The sequence below is a fragment of the Arthrobacter sp. Bi83 genome, assembly GCF_918698095.1.
In the GTDB taxonomy this organism is placed as follows: domain Bacteria; phylum Actinomycetota; class Actinomycetes; order Actinomycetales; family Micrococcaceae; genus Arthrobacter.
In genome coordinates, this window is the sequence record NZ_CAKKLY010000006.1 from 104,051 (window position 1) to 124,023 (window position 19,973).

Sequence of the window (19,973 nt, forward strand, 5' to 3'; positions counted from 1 at the left end):
TGTAAAGGCGGGGTCGTGTCAGTTATGTCGTTGTTCTGTCTTCCCCGCGTCTGGTTGGAGGGGCTGCGCCTGGGAACCGGCAGTTATGGCCGTTTCGTCTTCTGCGTCCTTGGTGGTGGACGGCCCCGCCGCCCAGCTGGCGAGGAACGCCAGCGCGCTTGCAGAGCCCGAGCCGGGCTCGGCGGTGAAGGTGAACAGGGTCTGGCCTTCGTCGCCGGGCAGGTGCAGCGTCTCGAACTGCAGGGACAGGTCCCCGGCAACCGCGTGATGGAAGCGCTTGGTTCCCGTGGTGTGGATCCTTACGTCATGCCCCGCCCAGAGCGCGGCGAACAGGCCGCTGCGGGTAGTGAGCTCCCCAATCAGTTCGTTCAATACCCGGTCGTGCGGGTTCCGGCCAGCTTCCAGGCGCAGCATGGCTACCGTGGTGCCGGCCACCGCGTTCCAGTCCGGGTACAGGTCCCCGGCGCGTGGATCGAGGAAGAGATAGCGTGCCTGGTTCGGCGGCCTGCCCGGAAGGTCGTGGCCGAAGGACACCTCGGAGTTGAACACATCCGCATACAGCGCCCTGCCCAGCAGGTTGGCTGCGAGCACGTCCGAGCGGCCGTTCTGCACCAGCGCGGCTGCCCCGCTCATCCCGTCCAGCAGGCGTAGCACCCCGGGGCGGACCCGCTGCTGGGATGGCTTCCCGGGCGTCCGGCGTGCCGGTGTATTGGCGGTCCGGGCCAGGTCCATCAGATGGGCCCGCTCGGCCTCATCCAGCTGAAGGGCCGAAGCCACGGCCTCAAGGACCGAGTCGGAGACACCGCGGAGGCTGCCGCGTTCCAGCCGGGTGTAGTAGTCGGTGCTCACGCCGGCAAGCTGCGCCACTTCCTCTCGCCGCAGGCCCGGCACCCGGCGCAGTTCCCCGTAGCTGGGGACACCCGCCCGCTCCGGGCTGATCTTCGCGCGGCGCGAGATCAGGAACTCACGGATGTCTTCTCCTCTGTCCACATCCCCCACGCTACGCACCGTGACCCGGCAGTGGCAGTGTCTGTTAGACACCCCCAGTGGCGTCAGGACGTCCGACAGGTGGGAACCGTAGAACTGTTTCTGCTACTCGGTTCAGCTGATCATGTATGGCGACCGTTTTAGGCCGTTGTTGAGGTGCGGCGTGTGGTCCTGAAAGCCTTCGATGAAGGGGCGGGCAGTCTCGTAACCCTTGAGATACGAGGCGTCTTGTCCAAGGGGAAACACCGCCGTCCGTATGGTTCTAGTTCCTGTGCAATCACGTGGCTTTCCCAGCACCAGGCCGTTCTCATAACTATGTCTCGAAACCCTCTGCTCGAATCGGCATACTAATCATTAGTTACGAGACACACTCGGAGGCAGGCATGTCGAAACTTATTGGGTACGCACGCGTTTCGACACGGCAGCAGTCCACAGACCGGCAGCGGACGGATCTCCTGGCCGCCGGCGTTCGACACGATGACCTGTACATCGACCATGGAGTCCCCGGAGCACGCGCATCGCGACCACAGTTCGACCGAGCACTGGACGCGCTTATGGAAGGTGACACCCTCGTCGTCACGACGTTGGACCGGCTCGGCCGATCCACCCAAAACATGCTCGCCCTCGCCGATGAACTCCGCGGCAGAGGCGCCGGTCTACGTGTGCTGAACCTGGGCGGAGGCGACGTCGACACTGCAACACCGATGGGCTCAATGTTGTTCACGATCATGGCCGCCCTCGCGCAGATGGAACATGAGATCAATCGCGAACGCGTGACGGATTCCATCAACAAGCGTCGCGAGGCTGGCCTCGGCCTGGGTGGCCGGCCCCGCCGGATCACTGATAGCCAGATTCGGAATGCTGTCCGATTGGTCAAAGTTGGAGAGCCCGCGGCGCAGGTTGCCAGGGACTTGAGAATGTCCCGAGCAACTTTCTACAGGCGGTCACGAGCCCTTGCCGACCAGCAGGGTGCCATTTAGCACCACAAAAATCGGCCATATCGCGCCGCATTGGCACCCGACTCCGTTGCGGGAGTGGGAGCGGTGATGTCTTGAAACGCAGTGCCCTTTTATAACGCTGGTGTCTTTCCTCTGCCCCATTGAGAGCGCCCGGCGAACTTCCGCGGTGCACAGCGCTGGGCGCTGTGTGACGGTCCTCGCTTCGCTCGGGCTGTAAAAGCATTTTTCTTGTTTTGGCTGCTGTCCCAAGGGATTGTACGTACCCGCTCCGGCCCGTCTAGCCCCTCCGTGAACTCCGGGGCCTGCATGCCGGGAATTTCCCTCCGGCGCTCCTGCGTCGCTGACTTCCTCCGGAATTTCCCGGCCCTTGCCCAAGGGTAGACAGGCCTCCGTCGGGCACAGCTCCGCAAGCTTCGCCAGCAGCCAAAACAACTGGGGGAGAGGGGAAGCTGGCCGGTCACCTAAGCCGCCCCCGCACCCGTTCCCACCCGCTTGACAGACATAGAAGCATCGGGGGAGGAGGGAAGCTGGCCGGTCAGCCAGGCCGCCGCCGCCCCACCTGGAAGGAACACAACCATGAGCGAAAAGAAGTCTCGCGAGCCCTACTCGGGAACGCCGAGCGAGAGGGGGCCGCCCCTAACCGACCCGCAGGAGTCCGTTGACAACATCATTGAGATTCGTTCGGGATGAGTGGCAGCACCTGGACGCACCCGCCGAGCCGAGGCGTCGGGTGCTCGCCACCCTGGCAAGGGCCGACACACAAAGGCGGCCCCGCACCGCATGAGCGGTCCCTGAGCGGGTCCGTTCGTGCGGGGCAGGGCCGCCTGAGGGGGTGGCTAAAGAGTCCCGGTGGCGATGTTCAGCATGCGCCGCAGGGGCTCAGCCGCACCCCAGAGAAGCTGGTCGCCCACGGTGAAGGCGCTGATGTACTGCGGCCCCATCTCGAGCTTGCGGATGCGACCCACGGGAATGTCCAACGTGCCCGAGGCTGCCACCGGAGTGAGCTCAGCCATCGAGGCTTCCTTGCTGTTGGGCACAACCTTGGCCCACTCGTTGTCCTCGTCAAGCAGCTTCTCGATCTCGGCGACGGACAGGTCTTCGCGCAGCTTGAGCGTGAGCGCCTGTGAGTGGGAGCGCATGGCGCCGATCCGGATGCACAGTCCGTCCATAATGACGTGGTTCTCGTCGGAGGTACCGAGGATCTTGTTGGTCTCCACCCCGGCCTTCCACTCTTCCTTGGACTGGCCGTTGCCCAGGTCCGCGTCAATCCAGGGGATCAGGGACCCAGCCAGCGGCACACCGAACTGTGTGGCGTCGACGCCTGTGCGCTGGTGGGCAAGCACCTTGCGGTCGATGTCCAGAATGGCCGACGCTGGGTCGTTAAGTTCCGTGCTGACCTCGGCATTGAGCGTGCCAAACTGGCTGAGCAGTTCGCGCATGTGCCGGGCGCCGCCGCCGGACGCCGCCTGGTAGGTCATGGACGTGCCCCACTCGACGAGGCCGTTCTTGAACAGTCCGCCAAGGCCCATGAGCATGCAGGACACGGTGCAGTTGCCGCCGATGAAGTCCTTGGTGCCGTTGACGAGGCCCTTGTCGATGACGTCGCGGTTGATGGGGTCCAGCACGATGATCGAGTCGTCGTTCATGCGCAGGGTGGACGCGGCGTCGATCCACAGGCCATCCCAGCCGCGGCTGCGCAGCTCGCCGTGGACCTGCTTGGTGTAGTCCCCGCCCTGGGCGGTGACGATAATCGGCAGCTTGGCCAGCGTCTCGACGTCGAACGCGTCCTCGAGCTTGCCTGCCCCTTCAGCGAAGGAGGGGGCGGCACCTCCCGCGTTCGAGGTGGAAAAAAACACCGGGTTGATGGTGGCGAAGTCGCCCTCATCCTGCATGCGCTGCATCAGGACGGAACCGACCATGCCACGCCAACCGACAAGTCCAACGGACGGAGTAGCTGCTGTAGTCATTCGTTCAGTTTAGACTTCGGAACCGGCACGGCGCAGTCGGTTACGTCACTCCCTGCCCGCGATCGGAATGGCGACGTTACGCAACCGGCCGGGCAAGATTGCGGGCCTTGCGAAGCTTCTCTGCCCGTCGCTCCTTGAAATAGCTGGCCCAAGCGAAAGTGAAGGGAAAGAGGCAGGCGGGAAAGACCCACCATATTTCGCCAAGAATGTGCCACGAACCCTGGATGGCGATCTGGACGACGCCGTAAATGAGGCCTCCCAGGCAGGCAGTGAGGAGGATGGCGAGGAAGAGCAGGCCGCCGGAGCTGTTCACGGGCTTGACCAAGCCGCCGCCGTCGTCTTTGCGAACACCGTATTCGGCTGGCGTGTAGCCCACCATCTCGCCATTCTCCGCCCTGCGGTAGATCAGCTGGCCGTCTGATGGGCTGGACGGCACGTAGCCCGGTTCCTGGGGTACTCCCTCACTTCGCCTAGCCACGGGCATCTTCAATCGCTGCCAGAAGCCCGGCGTCGTCCAGGCCCGGGGATTCGGCGACCTCGTCCTTGTCGAAGTCCGGGATGCCGGTAGTCCAGGTCTCACCTTCACGCCGGATCAGCAGGTGCCGTTCGGCGTCGAGCGTCTTGAAAACGAGGTAGGCGGAACCGCCGTCGTTCTGCTCGACATGCCGGCGGACGACACGAAGCGTCGCCTCTGCGGAAGTAATGACGGGATCCTGGGCGAAAACGAACCAGGTCCCCAGCAGCCGGGGCTGAAGCATCAGCGCCACCCCGGGTGCCTCCAGCAGCACCACGTTGTCCATGGCATCGCCGGTCAGAAGCGAGATCTCGGTCCACGTGGTCGCCTTGCCGAGGGCGGTAGCCACAGCCGCCGCGACGCCGGTCACTCCCAGGTCACCGTCCTCATCCACCGAGGCCAGATCCCGCGCCATCAGCGAGGAAGCCCCGGCCGTGGACAGCGTCACATCATCCACGACCTCCTCGGCGCGGAAAACGCTGACGGAACGGTCCCTGGCCGGCCCCTCAAACACGTTGAGCAGGTAGGCAAACTCGCCCACGCCGAACCCGATGACGTCGATGCCGAGCCTGGGCTCCTGCTGGGTTTCGTCCTGAACACTCATATTCGTCTCCTAGTCGCCGATTCCGAAGAACTTGCCTACGGACTTGCCCGCGTCCACAACCGAATCCTTCGTGTCGCTGACGAACTTTCCGGGATCCTTCACCGCGTTGACGATCCCCTCGCCAACATTTTTGCCCACGCTGCTGATGGTGTCCCAATTCTCATAGACGGCGATTCCGACGCTGGCGACCTGGCAGACGGTTCCTGCCGGAGGCGGCAAAAAGCAGCCGACGCCGAGGGCAGTCTTTCCGGCCCCCACAAGGCCTCCCTTGATGTCGCCGTCGGAAAAGCTCTTGACGGAGTCGTAGGCACTGAAGCCGACGCCCGCCCAGCCCAGCGTGCGCGCGACGCCGGACTTGCCGAGCCACTCGAGCTTGGTGCCCGCGCCGAGCCAGGGCTTTTCCGCGAACACCCCTTCGAACCTGCCCAGCGGGCCGACGTACTTATTCAGGTTCTTCAGGGAAGCAATGTCGGTCGCCTTATCGATCAGGCCGATGCCGCGGTTGGCAGCCGAAGATCCCTTAAGCAGATCATCCAGGGCTGGATTGCCAAGCAGTCTGTGAGCGGCAAAGCCGGGGCCGCCGATCCGGTGGCTCCCTTGGAGGAAGGACTTGATGAACTCTGCGCGCTGATTCTTCAAAACCCAGCCGTACTGTCCGGCGTGCTTGGCCAGGGTGAGCGGGGCCTTGATGAACTTTTGGATGGTCATGCCCGCCTTCAGCATCCCAAATCCGCCGAGCAGCACACCGCCAACGGAGAACCCGCCCGCGCCGCCGGCCGGGCCACCCAGAGAGCCCGGACCGCCCAAGGTACCGGGGCCGCCGGCGTTGCTGGCCTTCTCCTGCTCGTTGGCGTTTTCGAGCAGTTTCCTGGATTCTTCCTTCAGTGCGCGGGCTGTTCTCTGGATGAGGGCCCGGTGGCTGCCGTTCCAGTCCGAGCGGAACTGCGTCGCGTCGTTGCCCTTCCACGAAGGGTTGTTGTTGATCTGGTTGGTCAGCTGCGAAGACTGCTGCAACAGGTTGTCGGACACCTTTCCGAACTGCTGAGCGAGCGTGCGCAGCTGCGCAACGTCCGAGCCCCACAAGTTGCCTGCCACTGTGGCATCATCCCCCAAAATCTGAACGTTCTGCGTCTGAACGGTTGCTGCCGAGTCCTGCCAACACTGTAATGGCGGTGTGCCGCCGCCGCGATGGGCAGCGCTCCCCATCGCCGGTCGCCGTCGGCGGCCCAGAGCCGACGGCGGTCCCGGAGCTACCGGGGGTCGGTCTCCTCAAGGAGGGCACTCTTGCGGGCGCGCAGGGCAAAGAAGGCGCCGAAGGCAAATACCTGGGTTACGACAACCAGGACGATGATGCCCGCGATCTTGTTGCCGCCAAGGATCATGGTCAGCCCAACGATCGCGGACAGCAGGGCGAGCAGCGGCAGCAGCATGTAGCCCAGCACGAACAGGGTTTCGGGTTTTCTGAGCATCTGCATTCGTCTAACCTTCCGTCCGGTTCCACTGTGTGAACCGGTAGCGGGTGCCGTTGGCCGCGGTCAGCCAGCCTTCGCTGGGTACTGAGTCTTCCGGAACCCACGCCGCGTTGAGTTCGGGGGCGTGCGTGTCGCCATCGGCCTCCATATCAATGGTGGTGACTACGGCAATATTGGCGATCTCCGTGGACTGCTCTAAGATCTCGCCGCCGCCCACAATCCAGACCGCCTCGAAGCCGGGTGCAAACTGCGACTCGAGGAGGGCATCATCAAGGGACTTGACGACGACGGCGCCCTCCGCCTCGGGCGTGCGGGCCCAGTCTTCCTGCCGGGTAATGACGATATTGGTCCGGTTGGGGAGGGGGCGGTACTTCTCCGGGAAGGACAGCCAGGTCTTGCGGCCCATAATGACGGGATGTCCGCTGGTCACCTTGGTGAAGTGCTTCAGGTCTTCGGGCAGGTGCCACGGCATATCGCCGGCGTTGCCGATCACCCCGGCTGTAGTTTGTGCCCAAACCAGCCCGATCCCGGTCATGTTTGCCGCGATGTTCTCGCTGAAGGTCTGGGGATCCATGGTCTCTTCGGCACTCATACTGCGATCGGCGCCTTGATTGTGGGGTGGTGGCGGTATCCCACCACTTCAAAGTCGTCCAGCGTGTAATCGAAGATCGAGGCCGGCTTGCGCGTGATTTTCAGCTGCGGATACTCGTAGGGCTCCCGCTCCAGCTGTTTCAGGACTTGGTCCATGTGGTTTTCGTAGATGTGGACATCGCCGCCGGTCCAGACGAATTCGCCGGGCTCCAGGCCGGTCTGCTGGGCCAGCATGCAGGTCAACAGCGCATAGGAGGCGATGTTGAACGGGACACCCAGGAACATGTCCGCCGACCGCTGGTACAGCTGGCAGGACAGCTTGCCGTCGGCGACGTAGAACTGGAAGAACGCGTGGCAGGGCGGCAGCGCCATGTCCTTCAGCTCGGCCACGTTCCAGGCCGACACGATGTGCCGGCGGGAATCCGGGTTGGCCTTCAGGTTTTCGACGAGCTCCGTGATCTGGTCGATGTGGCCACCGTCGGGAGTGGGCCAGCTGCGCCACTGGACGCCGTAGACCGGGCCGAGTTCGCCGTCGGCGTCAGCCCATTCATTCCAGATGGTCACGCCCTGGTCCTGCATCCACTTCACGTTGGTGTCGCCGCGCAGGAACCACAGCAGCTCAACGGCGACGGACTTGAAGTGCACGCGCTTCGTGGTGATGAGCGGGAAGCCCTCGCCCAGGTCAAAGCGGATTTGGCGTCCGAAGACGCTGCTGGTGCCGGTACCGGTGCGGTCGGATTTATGCGTGCCGTTTGCCATGACATCGCGCAGAAGGTCTTCATAGGGCGTTGGGATGTTCACGCGTCCAGTCTAGTGGGAACAGCTTGGGGGTGCGGGGCCCCCGGGGCGGCGGCACGGTCAGCAGCTTTCAGTCGTCGAACGGCTTGAACTGCTCCACGGCCACGATCTTGCTCTTGCTGCTGTGCGCCACGTGGCAGATGATCATTTCCCCCGGGGCGAGGTACGGGTCGGCCACCGGAAGCACGCCCTTCAGCCTGGTGTTCATGTAGACGCCCAGCTGGCTCAGGACGGTAGGCAGTGCGGGCCGGTGGGTGCACAACACTACGGCGCGCTGCTTATCGAACAGGGACTCAATCGTGGCGGCCGTCTTCTTGGGATTGCGTGCGTGCCGGTGCTCTGTCAGCGCATCCACCAGCTTCACTTTTGCGTCCGTGGCCTTGGCGTACGGGGCGATCGTGGCGACGCAGCGCTGCCAGGGGCTGCTGACCACCCGAAGGGGCTTCCAGGCGTGGAGCAGCCTCCGCACGGCCTGGGCCTGGCGCACGCCGGTGGCTGCCAGCGGCCGCTCGCCTTCGGCCTTCGTCCACGACGACCTAGGCTTCGCCTTGGCATGGCGCACGATCACCAGGGGCCAGGTGTGCAGTTCCATCCGGGCATGGGCCGCCGCCAGGTACTCGAGCGGCCCGATGTCGGAGGGGTTGGACAGCAGTGAAGCAGCCTTCTCCGGGGTGCACCACATCACGCTGTCCACCTCCTTGCCGTCAGGCCGCAGCGGAGCGCCGTTCACTTCCACGGCCCAGTAGTGCACAACCTTCAGCCCGCTGGCCACGTGGTAGTGGATGGGCGGCAGCGGAATCCCCAGGGGTGCCTGGAGCCCGATCTCTTCCTCCACCTCGCGGACGGCGCACTCGGGGACCGTTTCGCCGGCGTCGAGTTTGCCTTTCGGCCAGGACCAGTCGTCGTACCGGGGCCGGTGGATCAGCAGGACTTCCAGCTGGTCCTTCCTGATCCGCCACGGCAAGGCGCCAGCCGCCGTGACGGCAACCGGCTCGCCCGGGTGATCGGTCTGGTCGGCTATCGGTGAATCGCTCTTCAAACCCGTTTCCTACCGCCGGGCAGTTGCGCGCTGGCGGGAGCGGGAAGCCAGGAGCCAGGACTGGACGTCGTCAAGTTCCCTGCCGTCCTCGTCGAGGTGATGGCGGTTCCAGATTCCCTGATTGTCGAGGTGCCAGCTTGCTGTTTCGGGATCCATGTACCGGCGGAGCATGTCCAGGACGTACGTGGTGTCCTCGCCTCCCGACAGCTGGACCAGTGCCTCAACCCGGCGGTCCAGGTTGCGGTGCATCATATCGGCCGATCCGATGTACACCACGGGGTCGCCGCCGTTGGCGAAGGCGAACACCCGTGAATGCTCCAGGAAGCGGCCCAGGACGGAACGGACTGTGATGTTCTCGCTGAGGCCCGGAACTCCCGGCCGGAGCGAGCAGATGCCGCGCACGATGACGTCTACCGGAACGCCCGCCTGGGAAGCCCGGTAGAGGGAATCGATGATGGACTCGTCCACGATGGAATTCACCTTGATCTGCACACGCGCCGGAATGCCGGCACGGGCGTTGCGGATCTCGGTCTCGATCCTGTCGATCAGTCCGGAGCGCACCGAGCGCGGTGCGACCAGGAGGCGCTTGAAAGTGGATTTCGGGGCGTAGCCGGAGAGCTGGTTGAAGAGCTTGGAGAGATCCTCGCCCACCTGCTCGTTGGCGGTCAGGAGACCAAGGTCCTCGTAGTAACGGGCTGTGCGGGGGTGGTAGTTGCCTGTTCCGATGTGGCAGTAACGGCGCAGTCCGTCGACTTCCTGGCGCACCACGAGGGACAGCTTGCAGTGCGTCTTTAGCCCGACGATCCCGTACACCACATGGACTCCGGCCTGCTCAAGCTTGCGCGCCCAGGAGATGTTGGCCTGCTCGTCAAAGCGGGCCTTGATTTCCACGAGCGCGAGTACCTGCTTGCCGGCCTCGGCAGCGTCGATGAGCGCGTCAACGATGGGGGAGTCGCCCGACGTGCGGTACAGGGTCTGCTTGATGGCCTGGACCTTCGGATCGGCGGCCGCCTGTTCGAGGAACGCCTGGACCGACGTGGAGAAGGAATCGTAGGGGTGGTGCAGCAGGATGTCCCGGCGGCGCATCGCGGCGAAGACGTTGGCGGCCTTGGACGTTTCGGATTCGTTCAGGTACCGGGACGTGTGGGGCACGTGCTTGGGATAGTGCAGGTCGGCGCGGTCAATGCCGGCAATGACGGAGAGCCCGCGGAGGTCCAGCGGGGCAGGAACCGAGTAGACCTCGGATTCGTCCACGCCCAGCTCCCGGATCAGGAGTGCGCGGATGTTGGGGTTGATGTCGTTGGTGACCTCGAGGCGGACAGGAGGGCCGAACCGGCGGCGCAGGAGTTCCTTCTCGAGCGCCTGCAGGAGGTTCTCGGCGTCGTCTTCCTCCACCTCCACGTCTTCGTTGCGTGTCACGCGGAAGGTGTGGTGTTCCAGGACTTCCATGCCGGCGAAGAGCCGGTCCAGGTGGACCGCAATGACTTCTTCGAGGGCGATGAACCGGGCAACCCGTCCCGGCACGGATCCTGCGCGCGGACCGTCGATGGAAATCAGGCGCGGCAGCTGGTCCGGAACCTTGACACGCGCAAAGAGCTCCTTGTCGCTGACGGGGTTCCGGACCACCACGGCCAGGTTCAGCGAGAGCCCGGAAATATAGGGGAAGGGGTGGGCCGGGTCCACAGCAAGCGGGGTGAGGATGGGGAAGACCTTTTCCGCGAACATGACGCTGAGGCGGTTCTTGGCCTCGTCGTCGAGTTCTTCCCAGTGCATGAGGTGGATTTGTTCATATGCCAGTGCGGGGCGGATCTGTTCGGCGTAGACCTGCGCGTGCCGCTGCTGGAGAGTGTGGGCGGCCTCGCCGATCTGCTCAAGGACCTGGACCGGGCTCAGCCCCGCGGGGGAGGGGACCGCCAGGCCGGTGGCGATCCGGCGCTTCAGGCCGGCCACGCGGACCATGAAGAACTCATCGAGGTTGGAGGCGAAGATCGACAGGAAGCTGACGCGCTCAAGGAGGTGGAGGTTGGGGTCTTCGGCGAGCTCGAGGACCCGGGCGTTGAAGGCGAGCCAGCTCAGCTCACGGTCCAGGAACCGGTCCGGGCTGATTTCGCCCTCGGGCTCCAGGATGGCGGCAAACTCCGGAATGTCGATCCGGTCCTGGGTGGCGCGGGACGCAGGCACCTCGGAGGAGCCGAAACGGGCGCGCACCGGGGCCGCCTTGATTTCGGTCGTCGCTGATCCGGCGGATTCCGGTTGCATGCTCTCTCCTTGATGCTGGCGGGATTTAGCTTCAACCTTACAAGCATTCGCACGTGCGGGACCCGCAGATTTCAGCGGGACCGGACAGTGCGTCGAATGACTGGACTAACGTCCGTCCAGCGGCCCGTACATCACGTCGACGTCCCACCGGGTGAAGCCCAGCCCGCGGTACAGCGAGACTGCCGGGGAGTTGTCCGCATCCGTGTACAACATGACCGCGTGCAGTCCCTGCTGCTGGAGGTGCCTGATGCCGGCGACTGTCAGGGCCTTGCCCAGGCCCATGCCCTGGGCGGCCGGCGTCACGCCCACGACGTACACTTCGCCGATGGCCGGATGGTCGCCATGCCGCGGATGGACCTTGGTCCAGTGGAAGCCAAGCAGCTGCCCGTCCCCGTCTTCGGCCAGCAGGAAGCCGGCGGGGTCGAACCACGGCTCCGCCATCCGGGCCTCAAGGTCCGCCCGTGTCATGGAGCCCTGTTCCGGGTGGTGCGCGAAGGCCTCGCGGTTGGCCGCCAGCCAGGCGTCCTCATCCCTGCCCGGCACAAAGGCGCGGAGCACCACGCCGTCCGGAAGACCGACGTCGGGCAGTTCAGCCGCGGCGGTCATGAGCCGCATCTTCCACAGTTCCCGGACGGGCCCGTAGCCGTAGCGGGCCGCCAGGTCCGCGGCAGCCTCGTGGTTGCCGTGGGACCAGGCCTTCAGCCCGCCGAATCCGCGTTCAGACTTCAGCGTGCCAACCAGCCGGTCAGCCACGCCCTGGTTCCGGTAGCTGGGGTGGACGGCGATCTCCAGGACTCCCGTGCCGTCCGCTTCTTCGACCACCACAGCGAAACCCGCCAGGTCCTGGGCGGTGGCAGGATCGGAGTCCTCGTCCGGGGAGTACAGCGCCAGCGTCAGCAGCGAGTGGGGCCCGGTGTCCGCGGCGCGCAGCGTCACCAGGGTCTGTTCCGAAATGGAGGGGTTGCCGTCCGATTCCTCGGCGGCTGACAGCAGGGGCTTGATGTCCCGCAGCAGCTGTGCGTCCACGCCGCCTCTGATGACGGTGACAGGCCAGATCTCCGGATGCGCAGGACTCATGCTGTAAGGCTATACGCAGCGGCCGCCGGGCTGCCCGATTTGTGGCCGGCCGGGGTGGCCCCGTATAGTCGTTATCTCATTCAGCTTCCTGAAGCAGAATGTGAGGGGGATCCACCACTGGGGTGGCCTCGATACGTTCGACCCGTATGTCCTCCACTAAAGCAAATAAGCAACGCAAACGGCCCGGACTCGAAAGAGTCCGGGCCGTTTGCGTTGCTTGGCTTCTTGACGCCGGAGCCCGTCAGGCCTCGGTGAGCTCGTCCTCTTGCTGGCGCACCAGGGTGAGCCGGTACCCCACGTTGCGGACGGTGCTGATCAGGTTTTCGTGGTCCGCGCCCAGTTTGGCGCGCAGGCGCCTGACGTGCACGTCCACGGTCCGGGTGCCGCCGTAGTAGTCGTAGCCCCAGACCTCGGTGAGCAGCTGCTGGCGGGTGAACACCCGGCCGGGGTGCTGCGCCAGGTACTTCAGGAGCTCGAATTCCTTGAAGGTCAGGTTTAGTGCCGCGCCGTTGACCCGCGCGGTATAGCTGGCTTCATCGATCACGACGCCGGCGGCCCGGATTTCGGAGGGCAGGTCTTCCTTCTCCGGGACGGCCCGCGCCACGGAGAGCCGGATCCTGGCTTCCACCTCGGCAGGGCCAGCGGAGTCCAGAACGATGTCATCGACTGCCCATGCCGAGGATACGGCGGCCATGCCGCCTTCTGTCAGGATCAGCACCAGCGGTGCGCTGAGGCCTGTTGCCTTCAGGAGTTGGGTCAGCGACCGGGCCCCCACTAGGTCCTTGCGCGCATCCAGCAGCACAATGTCGCAGGGATCCGTTTCGAGCAGGGCAGTGGGCTCCGCGGGCAGGATGTGCACCCGGTGGTTCAACAGCTCCAAGGCAGGCAGAATGTCCACCGATGATCCGGTGCTGTTGGTCAGTAACAGGATGTGCGACATTGTTCCTCCAAGGGGCCGTCCGCGCATCATTGGGCGACTGAACCGGGCTTTCACCGGCCGGTACTGTGCTGGCTGCAACGGGCGGAGCCTCCGGCGAGCCGGCGTCTCCGGTTCCCGCAGCGGGAAGCGTAGCTGAGCTTTGAGTATACCTAACGGCCCCCAGACAGGCACTGATCCTGGCCTGCAGCGTGCCTCATTTGCGACATATGGCAGTCACATAGGGCAGGATTGAAACCGTCAGGGCGTCAGCCCTGCCCTTCAACGGCACAGCCAGGATGAGGACGCAGCGAAGTTGAGTTCAGAGTCAGAGATGAGTACGCCATGGCCACGCCGGAAGTGAGCGCTGCGGCGCACACCGGGTCCGCCGTGAAGTCGTGGAGCATCGGAGTCATTGGCCTGGCCGGCCTGGCCACCATCATCGCCAGCGTCTACCGGACACCGGATGTCCTCCTCGCCGTCGGCGTCGTCGTTGCGCTGGCCGTGGGCGTCGGCTGGCCGCACTACCTGGGGATACCGGCCAAAAAGACCCTCGCGGCGGTGATCGGCCTGCCAGGTGCCGGCTCCGCGGTGGCGGCGGCCACCGTTTCCGCCCCGGGCTACCTCAATTGGACGCCGGGTTTCATCGCCTTGGGGGTCACCTCCGTGTTCGTGGTCCAGCTGATCCGCGGAACGGGGCAGGCTCAGCGGCTCGAATCGATCCTGGGCTGTTGCGTGGGCGTCATACTGTCCTGCATGGGCGCAGGCTGGATCGCCGGAGCGCGGTTTAACGGGGTCAGGGAAATGCTGCTCGTCGCCGGCGTCAGCGCCGCCGTCGCGCTGCTGGCAGGCCTCCTCCGCTGGCCGGACAGGATCGTCGCGCCGCTGGGAATCGTTCTGGCCGGTCTCGCGGGCCCGCTGGCCGGACTGGTGTTCTCCGACATCGCTGTCCTGCCCGCCGCGGTGTTCGGGGTTGTGGTCGGGGCGGTGCTCGTCAGCTTCCGGCGACTCGTGACACTGCGGGGGACGCCGCTGAACTTCCCGGCGGCCCTGGGCATGGGCCTGGCGCCCGTCGCGGCGGTCGGATCCCTTGCCTACTTCATAGACAAACTACTCATCTTCTAACGCGTTAGGATGGCACCATGTCCGTACTTGCATATGAAATTTTCTTCCTTGTCCTGCTCGGCGTAGCGAGCCTGTCCATGGCCTGGTTTGCCGGTTTCGTGGTCTACCGCCTGTTCAAGGGCCAGAAGTAGAACCGCTTCCCCTGTTAGCAGCTTCCAGAGGTAACAACCGTGCCTATTGAGATTCCAACAGACCTGACACCCGAACTGGTTCCGCTGTCCTGGCTCATTGGTGAGTGGGAGGGCCATGGACGGCTTGGTTCCGGCGACGAAGGCTCTGAGCACTTTGTGCAACGCGTTTCGTTCACCCACAACGGCCTGCCGTACCTGCAGTACCGTGCGGAGAGCTGGCTGACCGATGAGGACGGCACCAAGCTCCGGCCCCTCACGGTCGAGACCGGATTTTGGGCCCTTGAGCGCAAACAACTGGACGCCGACGGCGGTCCCGGCCTTGTCCCCGCGGACATCGTGCCGGCGCTTAAGAGTGCCGACGAGGTGGAGGCACTGCGGAACAAGGACGGCGGATTCGACATTTCCGTCTCCATCGCCCATCCGGGCGGGATTTCCGAGCTGTACTACGGGCAGATCAAGGGCCCGCAGATCCAGTTGAGCACCGACATGGTGATGCGGGGCAGCCACTCCAAGGACTACAGCGCGGCCACGCGGATCTTCGGTCTCGTTGACGGGAACCTCCTGTGGCGCTGGGATGTCGCCACCGGCGGCGCTTCCCCGGCAGCCGGCACTTCGGAGCCGGGCAACGGACTGGAAGCCCACGCCTCGGCGTTCCTGAAAAAGGTTTCCTGACGGCTCCCCGGCCGGGCGCCTGACAGCCCGGCGATCCGCTCTGTTCCGCCGCCCGCTCCCGTGGGCTACGTTGGTCTGAGGTCCCGAGTTCCTCTGCCCGACGCAACCAAGGGAGCACCACATGGCTGAAGCTGAAGTCCCGACGATCTACAGCGACCTCAAGGCGGTTTTCTTCAACGGCACCCTCAAACGCTCGCCCCAAACGAGCAACACGGAGGGCCTGATCCGGATCAGCCGGCTGGTCATGGAAAAGCAGGGGGTGTCGACGCGGCTCATCCGTACCGTGGACCACGACATTGCGAGCGGTGTGTACCCGGATATGCGCGAGTATGGCTGGGAGACCGATGAATGGCCGGAGCTGTATCCCGCTGTCCAGGAGGCCGACATCGTGGTAGTTGCCGGGCCCATCTGGCTGGGGGACAACTCCTCCCAGACCAAGAAACTCATCGAGCGGCTCTATGCGCATTCGGGGCAGCTCAATGAAAAGGGCCAGTGGGCCTTCTACCCCAAGGTGGGCGGGTGCCTGATCACGGGCAACGAAGACGGCATCAAACACTGCTCCATGAACGTCCTCTACAGCCTCCAGCACATCGGGTTCACCATTCCTCCGCAGGCCGACGCCGGCTGGATCGGCCCCGTGGGCCCCGGGCCCAGCTACCTCGATGAAGGGTCCGGGGGTCCGGAGAGTGATTTTACTAACAGAAACACCACCTTCATGACGTGGAATCTCCTTCATCTGGCCCGGCTGCTCAAGGATTCCGGCGGAATTCCCGCCTACGGCAACCTTCCGGAAGAATGGAAGGCCGGATCGAAGTACGGTTTCGAAAATCCGGAGTACCGCTGACGGCGGGTGCCGGACCCGCAGCCCGGTCCTGCAAGACCGGAATACCCGCCGAGCCAAGGACGTTCCCTTTCATATGACTATCAAGAGCCCTCTGTTGTCGCGCCCTGGAGCCGTCGAAGCGGGCGGTGCCGATTCCGGCGTCGCGTCCCACTACGGTGAGCCGCTGCGTGAGCAGCGCGCCCTCGCAACCGGCACCGCCGTCGTCGATCTTTCCCACCGCGGCGTGGTGACCGTTACCGGCCCCGACCGCCTGAGCTGGCTCAACACGCTTTCCTCCCAGCAGGTCACCAATCTCCAGCCCGGTGAATCCAGCGAGCTGCTGCTCCTGAGCGTCCAGGGGCGCATCGAATTCGACGCCCGGGTGGTGGACGACGGCGGCAGCACCTGGCTGATCGTCGAGGCAGCCGAAGCCATGCCGCTGGCGGAGTGGCTGAACAAGATGAAGTTCATGCTGCGGGTCGAAATTGCGGACGTCTCGGACGACTGGGCCGTGCTGGGATCCACCCGGGCCGTGCCGGAGTGGTCTGCCCTGACGGTATGGCAGGACCCGTGGCCGCACGTCAGTGCCGGCGGATACGCCTATTCCGTGGTGGGCGAGGACGCCCATCCCGGCGCCGAGCGCCCGTGGTTCGAATACCTGGTTCCGGCGGCGGAGCTCGAGGCAACGCTGGGGGACCGGCCCCTGGCAGGGGTGTCGGCGGCCGAGGCCCTGCGCATCGCGGCCTGGCGCCCCCGGCTGGGCGCCGAAACCGACGACAAGACGATTCCGCACGAGCTTGATCTGCTCCGGACCGCCGTCCATCTGGCCAAGGGCTGCTACAAGGGCCAGGAGACCATTGCCCGCGTGCACAACCTGGGCCACCCGCCGCGCCGGCTCGTGTTCCTCCAGCTCGACGGCTCCCAGCACACCATGCCGGTGGCCGGAAGTCCCGTGCTGCTGGGGGAGCGCAAGGTGGGAACCGCCACGTCCGTGGCGCAGCACTACGAGATGGGCCCCATTGCGCTGGCGGTCATCAAGCGTTCGGTCGCTCCGGATGAAATACTGACTGTCATGGACGGTGAAGAGCCGTACACGGCCGCGCAGGAAGTGATCGTGGCTCCCGACGCCGGGCAGGTCATTGGCCGGCAGACCGGATTCCTGAGGGGGACCCACAAATGACAGACCCGACTGCCCCGGGTGCACCGGGGACCGCGCCGTCGCCGGAGCCGGATGAGGAGACGCTCGCGCTGGCGCACTCGCTCTTCGAAGCCGCACGCAACGGGGAGACCGACACGCTCCGGTGCTACCTCAACGCCGGCGCTCCGGCCACCCTGACCAACGCCGCAGGGGATTCGCTGCTGATGCTCGCGGCCTACCACGGCCACGCCGAGACAGTTCAGCTGATCCTCTACCATGGCGGCGATGCCAACGGCGCGAACGACCGCGGGCAGACCCCGCTCGCCGGCGCCGTCTTCAAGGGCTACACCGATGTGGCCAGGGTCCTGCTTGACGCGGGAGCCGACCCCGATGCCGGAACCCCCTCGGCCCGCGCGGCCGCCGAGATGTTCGCCCGCAAAGACATCCAGGCGCTGCTGGCATAGGGCCGGCACCGACTGAAATACACCGCCGGCACCCACCAGCCGTCTGCAACTGAAGGAATTTTTCTTGGAAAACGTAAGCAGGCCGTGGCCGGCCCTCTGGTCGCTCGTCATCGGGTTCTTCATGATCCTGATCGACACCACGATCGTCTCCGTGGCCAACCCGAGCATCATGGCCGGGCTGGACACGGACATCAATGCCGTCATCTGGGTCACGAGCGCCTACCTCTTGGCGTATGCGGTTCCGCTCCTGATCACCGGGAGGCTCGGTGACAGGTTCGGCCCCAAGCGGCTCTACCTGTCAGGCCTGGTCGTCTTCACCCTGGCCTCGCTCTGGTGCGGGCTGTCCGGCAACGTCCAGATGCTGATCGCGGCGCGCGTTCTCCAGGGCCTGGGCGCAGCGCTGATGACGCCGCAGACCATGGCCGTGATCACGCGCATTTTCCCGCCGGACCGGCGCGGCGCCGCCATGGGGCTGTGGGGCGCCACTGCCGGCGTGGCCACGCTGGTGGGCCCGATCCTCGGCGGCGTGCTGGTGGACTGGCTTGGCTGGGAGTGGATCTTCTTCATCAACGTCCCCATCGGGATCGTTGGCTTCATCCTCGCCTGGCGCCTGGTGCCGTCGCTCACCACCCACCCGCACAAGTTCGACATCCCCGGCGTGGTGCTGAGCGCCGTCGGGCTTTTCCTCCTCGTCTTCGGTCTTCAGGAAGGCGAGACCTACGACTGGGGCACCATCACCGGTCCCGTAACGGTGTGGGGCCTGATCATCAGCGGCATCGTGGTGCTGGTGCTGTTCGTCGTCTGGCAGGCCGTTAATAAGGGCGAGCCGCTGCTGCCGCTTGGTCTCTTCAAGGACCGCAATTTCTCGCTCGCCAACATCGGGATCACCACAGTGGGCTTCACCGTCACGGCCTTCGGCCTGCCGCTGATCTTCTACTACCAGATGGTGCGCGGCATGACGCCGACGCAGTCCGCCCTCATGATGGTTCCGATGGCGCTGATTTCGGGTGGCCTCGCCCCCGTGGTGGGCAGGATCATCGACCGCGTAAACCCGAAATACATCACCTCCGCGGGGCTGGTGCTCATGGCCGTGGCCCTGTTCTGGAACTCGGCGCTGATGCATCCCGACACCCCGGTGTGGCTGTTCCTGCTGCCGAGCGCCGTGCTCGGCTTCGCGAACGCCGGTATCTGGGCTCCGCTGAGTTCAACGGCCACCCGCAACCTGCCGCCGCGGCAGGCGGGCGCCGGCGCCGGCGTGTACAACACCACGCGGCAGATCGGCGCCGTCCTCGGCAGCGCCGCCATTGCGGTGCTGATGCAGGCCAGGCTCGCGGCGGAACTTCCTGCCGCCGGGGCGCCCGGCGGGTCGGGCGGCGAGTCGGCGAGCTTCGGCGGCAAGTTGCCGGAAGCCCTCCACGAGGGATTTTCGACGGCGATGGGCCAGTCCATCATGCTGCCCGCGGCCGTGATCGTGCTCGGCGCAGCGGTGGCTCTCTTCTTCGCCCGGCCGAAGCCGGTGCAGGGCTGGGCGGGTCAGCAGGCCGCGACGCCTGAGAGCGCGGACGCGAAGACGCTGTAAGCCTGCCGTGCCGCCGGGACCTTTGTGCCCGGCGGGACCTTTTGGTCCGGCGGTGCCGTTGTGCCCGGTGGCGCGGCTTGTGCCGGCTTGTGTTGTGCGGGCGTGCTCAGCCCAGCAGCACGCTGGTCTGGATGCCGCCGGTGGAGAAGCCCAGGCTGCGTGCTGTGGCCAGGGAGCCCTTGTTGCTGACGTCCGAGCGCCACTGCAGCGTCAGCCCGGAGGCGAGGGCCTCGTGCGCGGCGATCGAAGCCGCCAGCGACCCCAGGCCTCGGCGCCGCCATTCGGGAGCCACGAGAACGCCCATGTGGGCCAGGATTCCTTCCCATTCCGAGTACGCACCGCAGGCCACAGGCACCTTGCGGCCGTCCTCGTCGTGGATGATGGTGTAGCGGTTTTCCAGGTCCGAGAGCCCTACCTCGTTGACGTCGTCCGGGGGGCAAAGGCCCTCCAGCTCGATCGCCTCCGGGTTGCCGTGTGAGACGGTCAGTTCCTCGGAGGGCTGCAGCAGCGGCAGATCATCGGCGAAGAACAGCGCTGCGGAGCCCTGTCCGTGCCCGCCGTGGTGGCGCGTGATGGTCAGCAGGGTGACGTGCTGTGCCATTTCCTCATCGGAGATTCCGACGGCGGCATCCAGCGCCCACTGCGGCCCCACCAGCACGGAGCTGCCGAAGAGTCGGACGAACTCCACCGACCGGGCGGAGTCCTCAACCCTGGTGATGCGTTCGCCGGTTTCCAGGGCCGTGGCGAAAGCGCCGTCGTCGAGCCCCAAACGGCGCGCCCAGGCTAGCTGGATGATGGCGGCGGAGTGGGGCTCAAGACTCATGCCTCCAGCCTACCGACCCCGGCCCGCCCCCAAGC

Annotated in this window: 20 protein-coding genes; 7 read left to right on the forward strand and 13 right to left on the reverse strand. The window is 65.4% G+C overall.

Going from position 1 to position 19,973, the window contains the following annotated elements; translation table 11 throughout:
- Positions 1 to 18 precede the first annotated feature (18 nt).
- Positions 19 to 990 (reverse strand): helix-turn-helix transcriptional regulator, encoded by a 972-nt coding sequence (locus LQ144_RS05335; protein ID WP_230117525.1) that lies wholly within the window; start codon positions 988 to 990, stop codon positions 19 to 21.
- A 380-nt stretch (positions 991 to 1,370) separates the two neighbouring features.
- On the opposite strand from LQ144_RS05335, the gene LQ144_RS05340 reads away from it, so the two are divergent.
- Entirely contained in the window at positions 1,371 to 1,967 is a 597-nt protein-coding gene (locus LQ144_RS05340; protein WP_230117526.1) for a recombinase family protein, read from the forward strand.
- An 815-nt stretch (positions 1,968 to 2,782) separates the two neighbouring features.
- Here the strand turns inward: LQ144_RS05340 and asd are convergent.
- The 11 genes from asd to LQ144_RS05395 form a co-directional block, all read right to left on the reverse strand.
- Positions 2,783 to 3,913: an aspartate-semialdehyde dehydrogenase gene (gene asd / locus LQ144_RS05345; RefSeq protein ID WP_230117527.1), complete on the reverse strand. Its 1,131-nt coding sequence runs from the start codon at positions 3,911 to 3,913 to the stop codon at positions 2,783 to 2,785.
- Between the two features lie 76 nt (positions 3,914 to 3,989).
- Positions 3,990 to 4,391, reverse strand: coding sequence for a hypothetical protein (locus tag LQ144_RS05350; protein ID WP_230117528.1), 402 nt, complete (start codon positions 4,389 to 4,391; stop codon positions 3,990 to 3,992).
- The gene (locus LQ144_RS05355) at positions 4,384 to 5,031 is read right to left on the reverse strand and encodes a hypothetical protein (RefSeq protein WP_230117529.1); all 648 of its coding nucleotides are present in this window, start codon (positions 5,029 to 5,031) and stop codon (positions 4,384 to 4,386) included. The genes LQ144_RS05350 and LQ144_RS05355 overlap by 8 nt, the downstream gene beginning before the upstream one ends.
- A 9-nt stretch (positions 5,032 to 5,040) precedes the next feature.
- Positions 5,041 to 6,126, reverse strand: coding sequence for a WXG100 family type VII secretion target (locus tag LQ144_RS05360; protein WP_230117530.1), 1,086 nt, complete (start codon positions 6,124 to 6,126; stop codon positions 5,041 to 5,043).
- 155 nt (positions 6,127 to 6,281) lie between these two features.
- A complete protein-coding gene (locus LQ144_RS05365; RefSeq protein ID WP_230117546.1) occupies positions 6,282 to 6,500 on the reverse strand; it encodes an NF038396 family protein in 219 nt (72 codons plus the stop codon).
- Between the two features lie 10 nt (positions 6,501 to 6,510).
- Positions 6,511 to 7,095: a dihydrofolate reductase gene (locus tag LQ144_RS05370; RefSeq protein ID WP_230117531.1), complete on the reverse strand. Its 585-nt coding sequence runs from the start codon at positions 7,093 to 7,095 to the stop codon at positions 6,511 to 6,513.
- Positions 7,092 to 7,895 (reverse strand): thymidylate synthase, encoded by an 804-nt coding sequence (locus LQ144_RS05375; RefSeq protein ID WP_290369718.1) that lies wholly within the window; start codon positions 7,893 to 7,895, stop codon positions 7,092 to 7,094. The genes LQ144_RS05370 and LQ144_RS05375 overlap by 4 nt, the downstream gene beginning before the upstream one ends.
- Before the next feature lie 67 nt (positions 7,896 to 7,962).
- A complete protein-coding gene (locus LQ144_RS05380; RefSeq protein ID WP_230117532.1) occupies positions 7,963 to 8,931 on the reverse strand; it encodes an NUDIX hydrolase in 969 nt (322 codons plus the stop codon).
- Between the two features lie 9 nt (positions 8,932 to 8,940).
- Positions 8,941 to 11,190 carry an RNA degradosome polyphosphate kinase gene (locus LQ144_RS05385; protein WP_230117533.1) on the reverse strand — a complete coding sequence of 750 codons (2,250 nt, stop codon included), beginning with the start codon at positions 11,188 to 11,190 and terminating at the stop codon, positions 8,941 to 8,943.
- 105 nt (positions 11,191 to 11,295) lie between these two features.
- Positions 11,296 to 12,267 carry a mycothiol synthase gene (gene mshD, locus LQ144_RS05390; protein WP_230117534.1) on the reverse strand — a complete coding sequence of 324 codons (972 nt, stop codon included), beginning with the start codon at positions 12,265 to 12,267 and terminating at the stop codon, positions 11,296 to 11,298.
- A gap of 241 nt (positions 12,268 to 12,508) precedes the next feature.
- Entirely contained in the window at positions 12,509 to 13,207 is a 699-nt protein-coding gene (locus LQ144_RS05395; RefSeq protein WP_230117535.1) for a response regulator transcription factor, read from the reverse strand.
- A gap of 366 nt (positions 13,208 to 13,573) precedes the next feature.
- Between LQ144_RS05395 and LQ144_RS05400 the strand changes: the two genes are divergently transcribed.
- The 6 genes from LQ144_RS05400 to LQ144_RS05425 all read left to right on the forward strand — a co-directional run bounded on the left by LQ144_RS05400 (position 13,574) and on the right by LQ144_RS05425 (position 19,115).
- Complete coding sequence (locus LQ144_RS05400) at positions 13,574 to 14,308, forward strand: permease (RefSeq protein WP_230117548.1); 735 nt, start codon at positions 13,574 to 13,576, stop codon at positions 14,306 to 14,308.
- A 170-nt stretch (positions 14,309 to 14,478) separates the two neighbouring features.
- Complete coding sequence (locus tag LQ144_RS05405; protein WP_230117536.1) at positions 14,479 to 15,111, forward strand: FABP family protein; 633 nt, start codon at positions 14,479 to 14,481, stop codon at positions 15,109 to 15,111.
- A gap of 121 nt (positions 15,112 to 15,232) precedes the next feature.
- Positions 15,233 to 15,955: a flavodoxin family protein gene (locus LQ144_RS05410; protein ID WP_230117537.1), complete on the forward strand. Its 723-nt coding sequence runs from the start codon at positions 15,233 to 15,235 to the stop codon at positions 15,953 to 15,955.
- A 73-nt stretch (positions 15,956 to 16,028) separates the two neighbouring features.
- On the forward strand, positions 16,029 to 17,114 hold the full coding sequence (locus LQ144_RS05415) for a folate-binding protein (RefSeq protein ID WP_230117538.1): 1,086 nt from the start codon (positions 16,029 to 16,031) through the stop codon (positions 17,112 to 17,114).
- Positions 17,111 to 17,536 (forward strand): ankyrin repeat domain-containing protein, encoded by a 426-nt coding sequence (locus tag LQ144_RS05420; protein WP_230117539.1) that lies wholly within the window; start codon positions 17,111 to 17,113, stop codon positions 17,534 to 17,536. The genes LQ144_RS05415 and LQ144_RS05420 overlap by 4 nt, the downstream gene beginning before the upstream one ends.
- Positions 17,537 to 17,600: 64 nt before the next feature.
- Positions 17,601 to 19,115 (forward strand): DHA2 family efflux MFS transporter permease subunit, encoded by a 1,515-nt coding sequence (locus tag LQ144_RS05425; RefSeq protein ID WP_230117540.1) that lies wholly within the window; start codon positions 17,601 to 17,603, stop codon positions 19,113 to 19,115.
- 106 nt (positions 19,116 to 19,221) lie between these two features.
- Here the strand turns inward: LQ144_RS05425 and LQ144_RS05430 are convergent, their stop codons facing one another.
- Complete coding sequence (locus LQ144_RS05430) at positions 19,222 to 19,938, reverse strand: GNAT family N-acetyltransferase (RefSeq protein ID WP_230117541.1); 717 nt, start codon at positions 19,936 to 19,938, stop codon at positions 19,222 to 19,224.
- Between the last annotated feature and the right edge of the window lie 35 nt (positions 19,939 to 19,973).

Coding starts and splice junctions, on each gene's coding strand:
- LQ144_RS05340 (WP_230117526.1), top strand. CDS start 1,371: ATGTCGAAACTTATTGGGTACGCACGCGTTTCGACACGGCAGCAGTCC.
- asd (WP_230117527.1), bottom strand. CDS start 3,913: ATGACTACAGCAGCTACTCCGTCCGTTGGACTTGTCGGTTGGCGTGGC.
- LQ144_RS05355 (WP_230117529.1), bottom strand. CDS start 5,031: ATGAGTGTTCAGGACGAAACCCAGCAGGAGCCCAGGCTCGGCATCGAC.
- LQ144_RS05365 (WP_230117546.1), bottom strand. CDS start 6,500: ATGCTCAGAAAACCCGAAACCCTGTTCGTGCTGGGCTACATGCTGCTG.
- LQ144_RS05370 (WP_230117531.1), bottom strand. CDS start 7,095: ATGAGTGCCGAAGAGACCATGGATCCCCAGACCTTCAGCGAGAACATC.
- LQ144_RS05385 (WP_230117533.1), bottom strand. CDS start 11,190: ATGCAACCGGAATCCGCCGGATCAGCGACGACCGAAATCAAGGCGGCC.
- mshD (WP_230117534.1), bottom strand. CDS start 12,267: ATGAGTCCTGCGCATCCGGAGATCTGGCCTGTCACCGTCATCAGAGGC.
- LQ144_RS05395 (WP_230117535.1), bottom strand. CDS start 13,207: ATGTCGCACATCCTGTTACTGACCAACAGCACCGGATCATCGGTGGAC.
- LQ144_RS05410 (WP_230117537.1), top strand. CDS start 15,233: ATGGCTGAAGCTGAAGTCCCGACGATCTACAGCGACCTCAAGGCGGTT.
- LQ144_RS05415 (WP_230117538.1), top strand. CDS start 16,029: ATGACTATCAAGAGCCCTCTGTTGTCGCGCCCTGGAGCCGTCGAAGCG.
- LQ144_RS05420 (WP_230117539.1), top strand. CDS start 17,111: ATGACAGACCCGACTGCCCCGGGTGCACCGGGGACCGCGCCGTCGCCG.
- LQ144_RS05430 (WP_230117541.1), bottom strand. CDS start 19,938: ATGAGTCTTGAGCCCCACTCCGCCGCCATCATCCAGCTAGCCTGGGCG.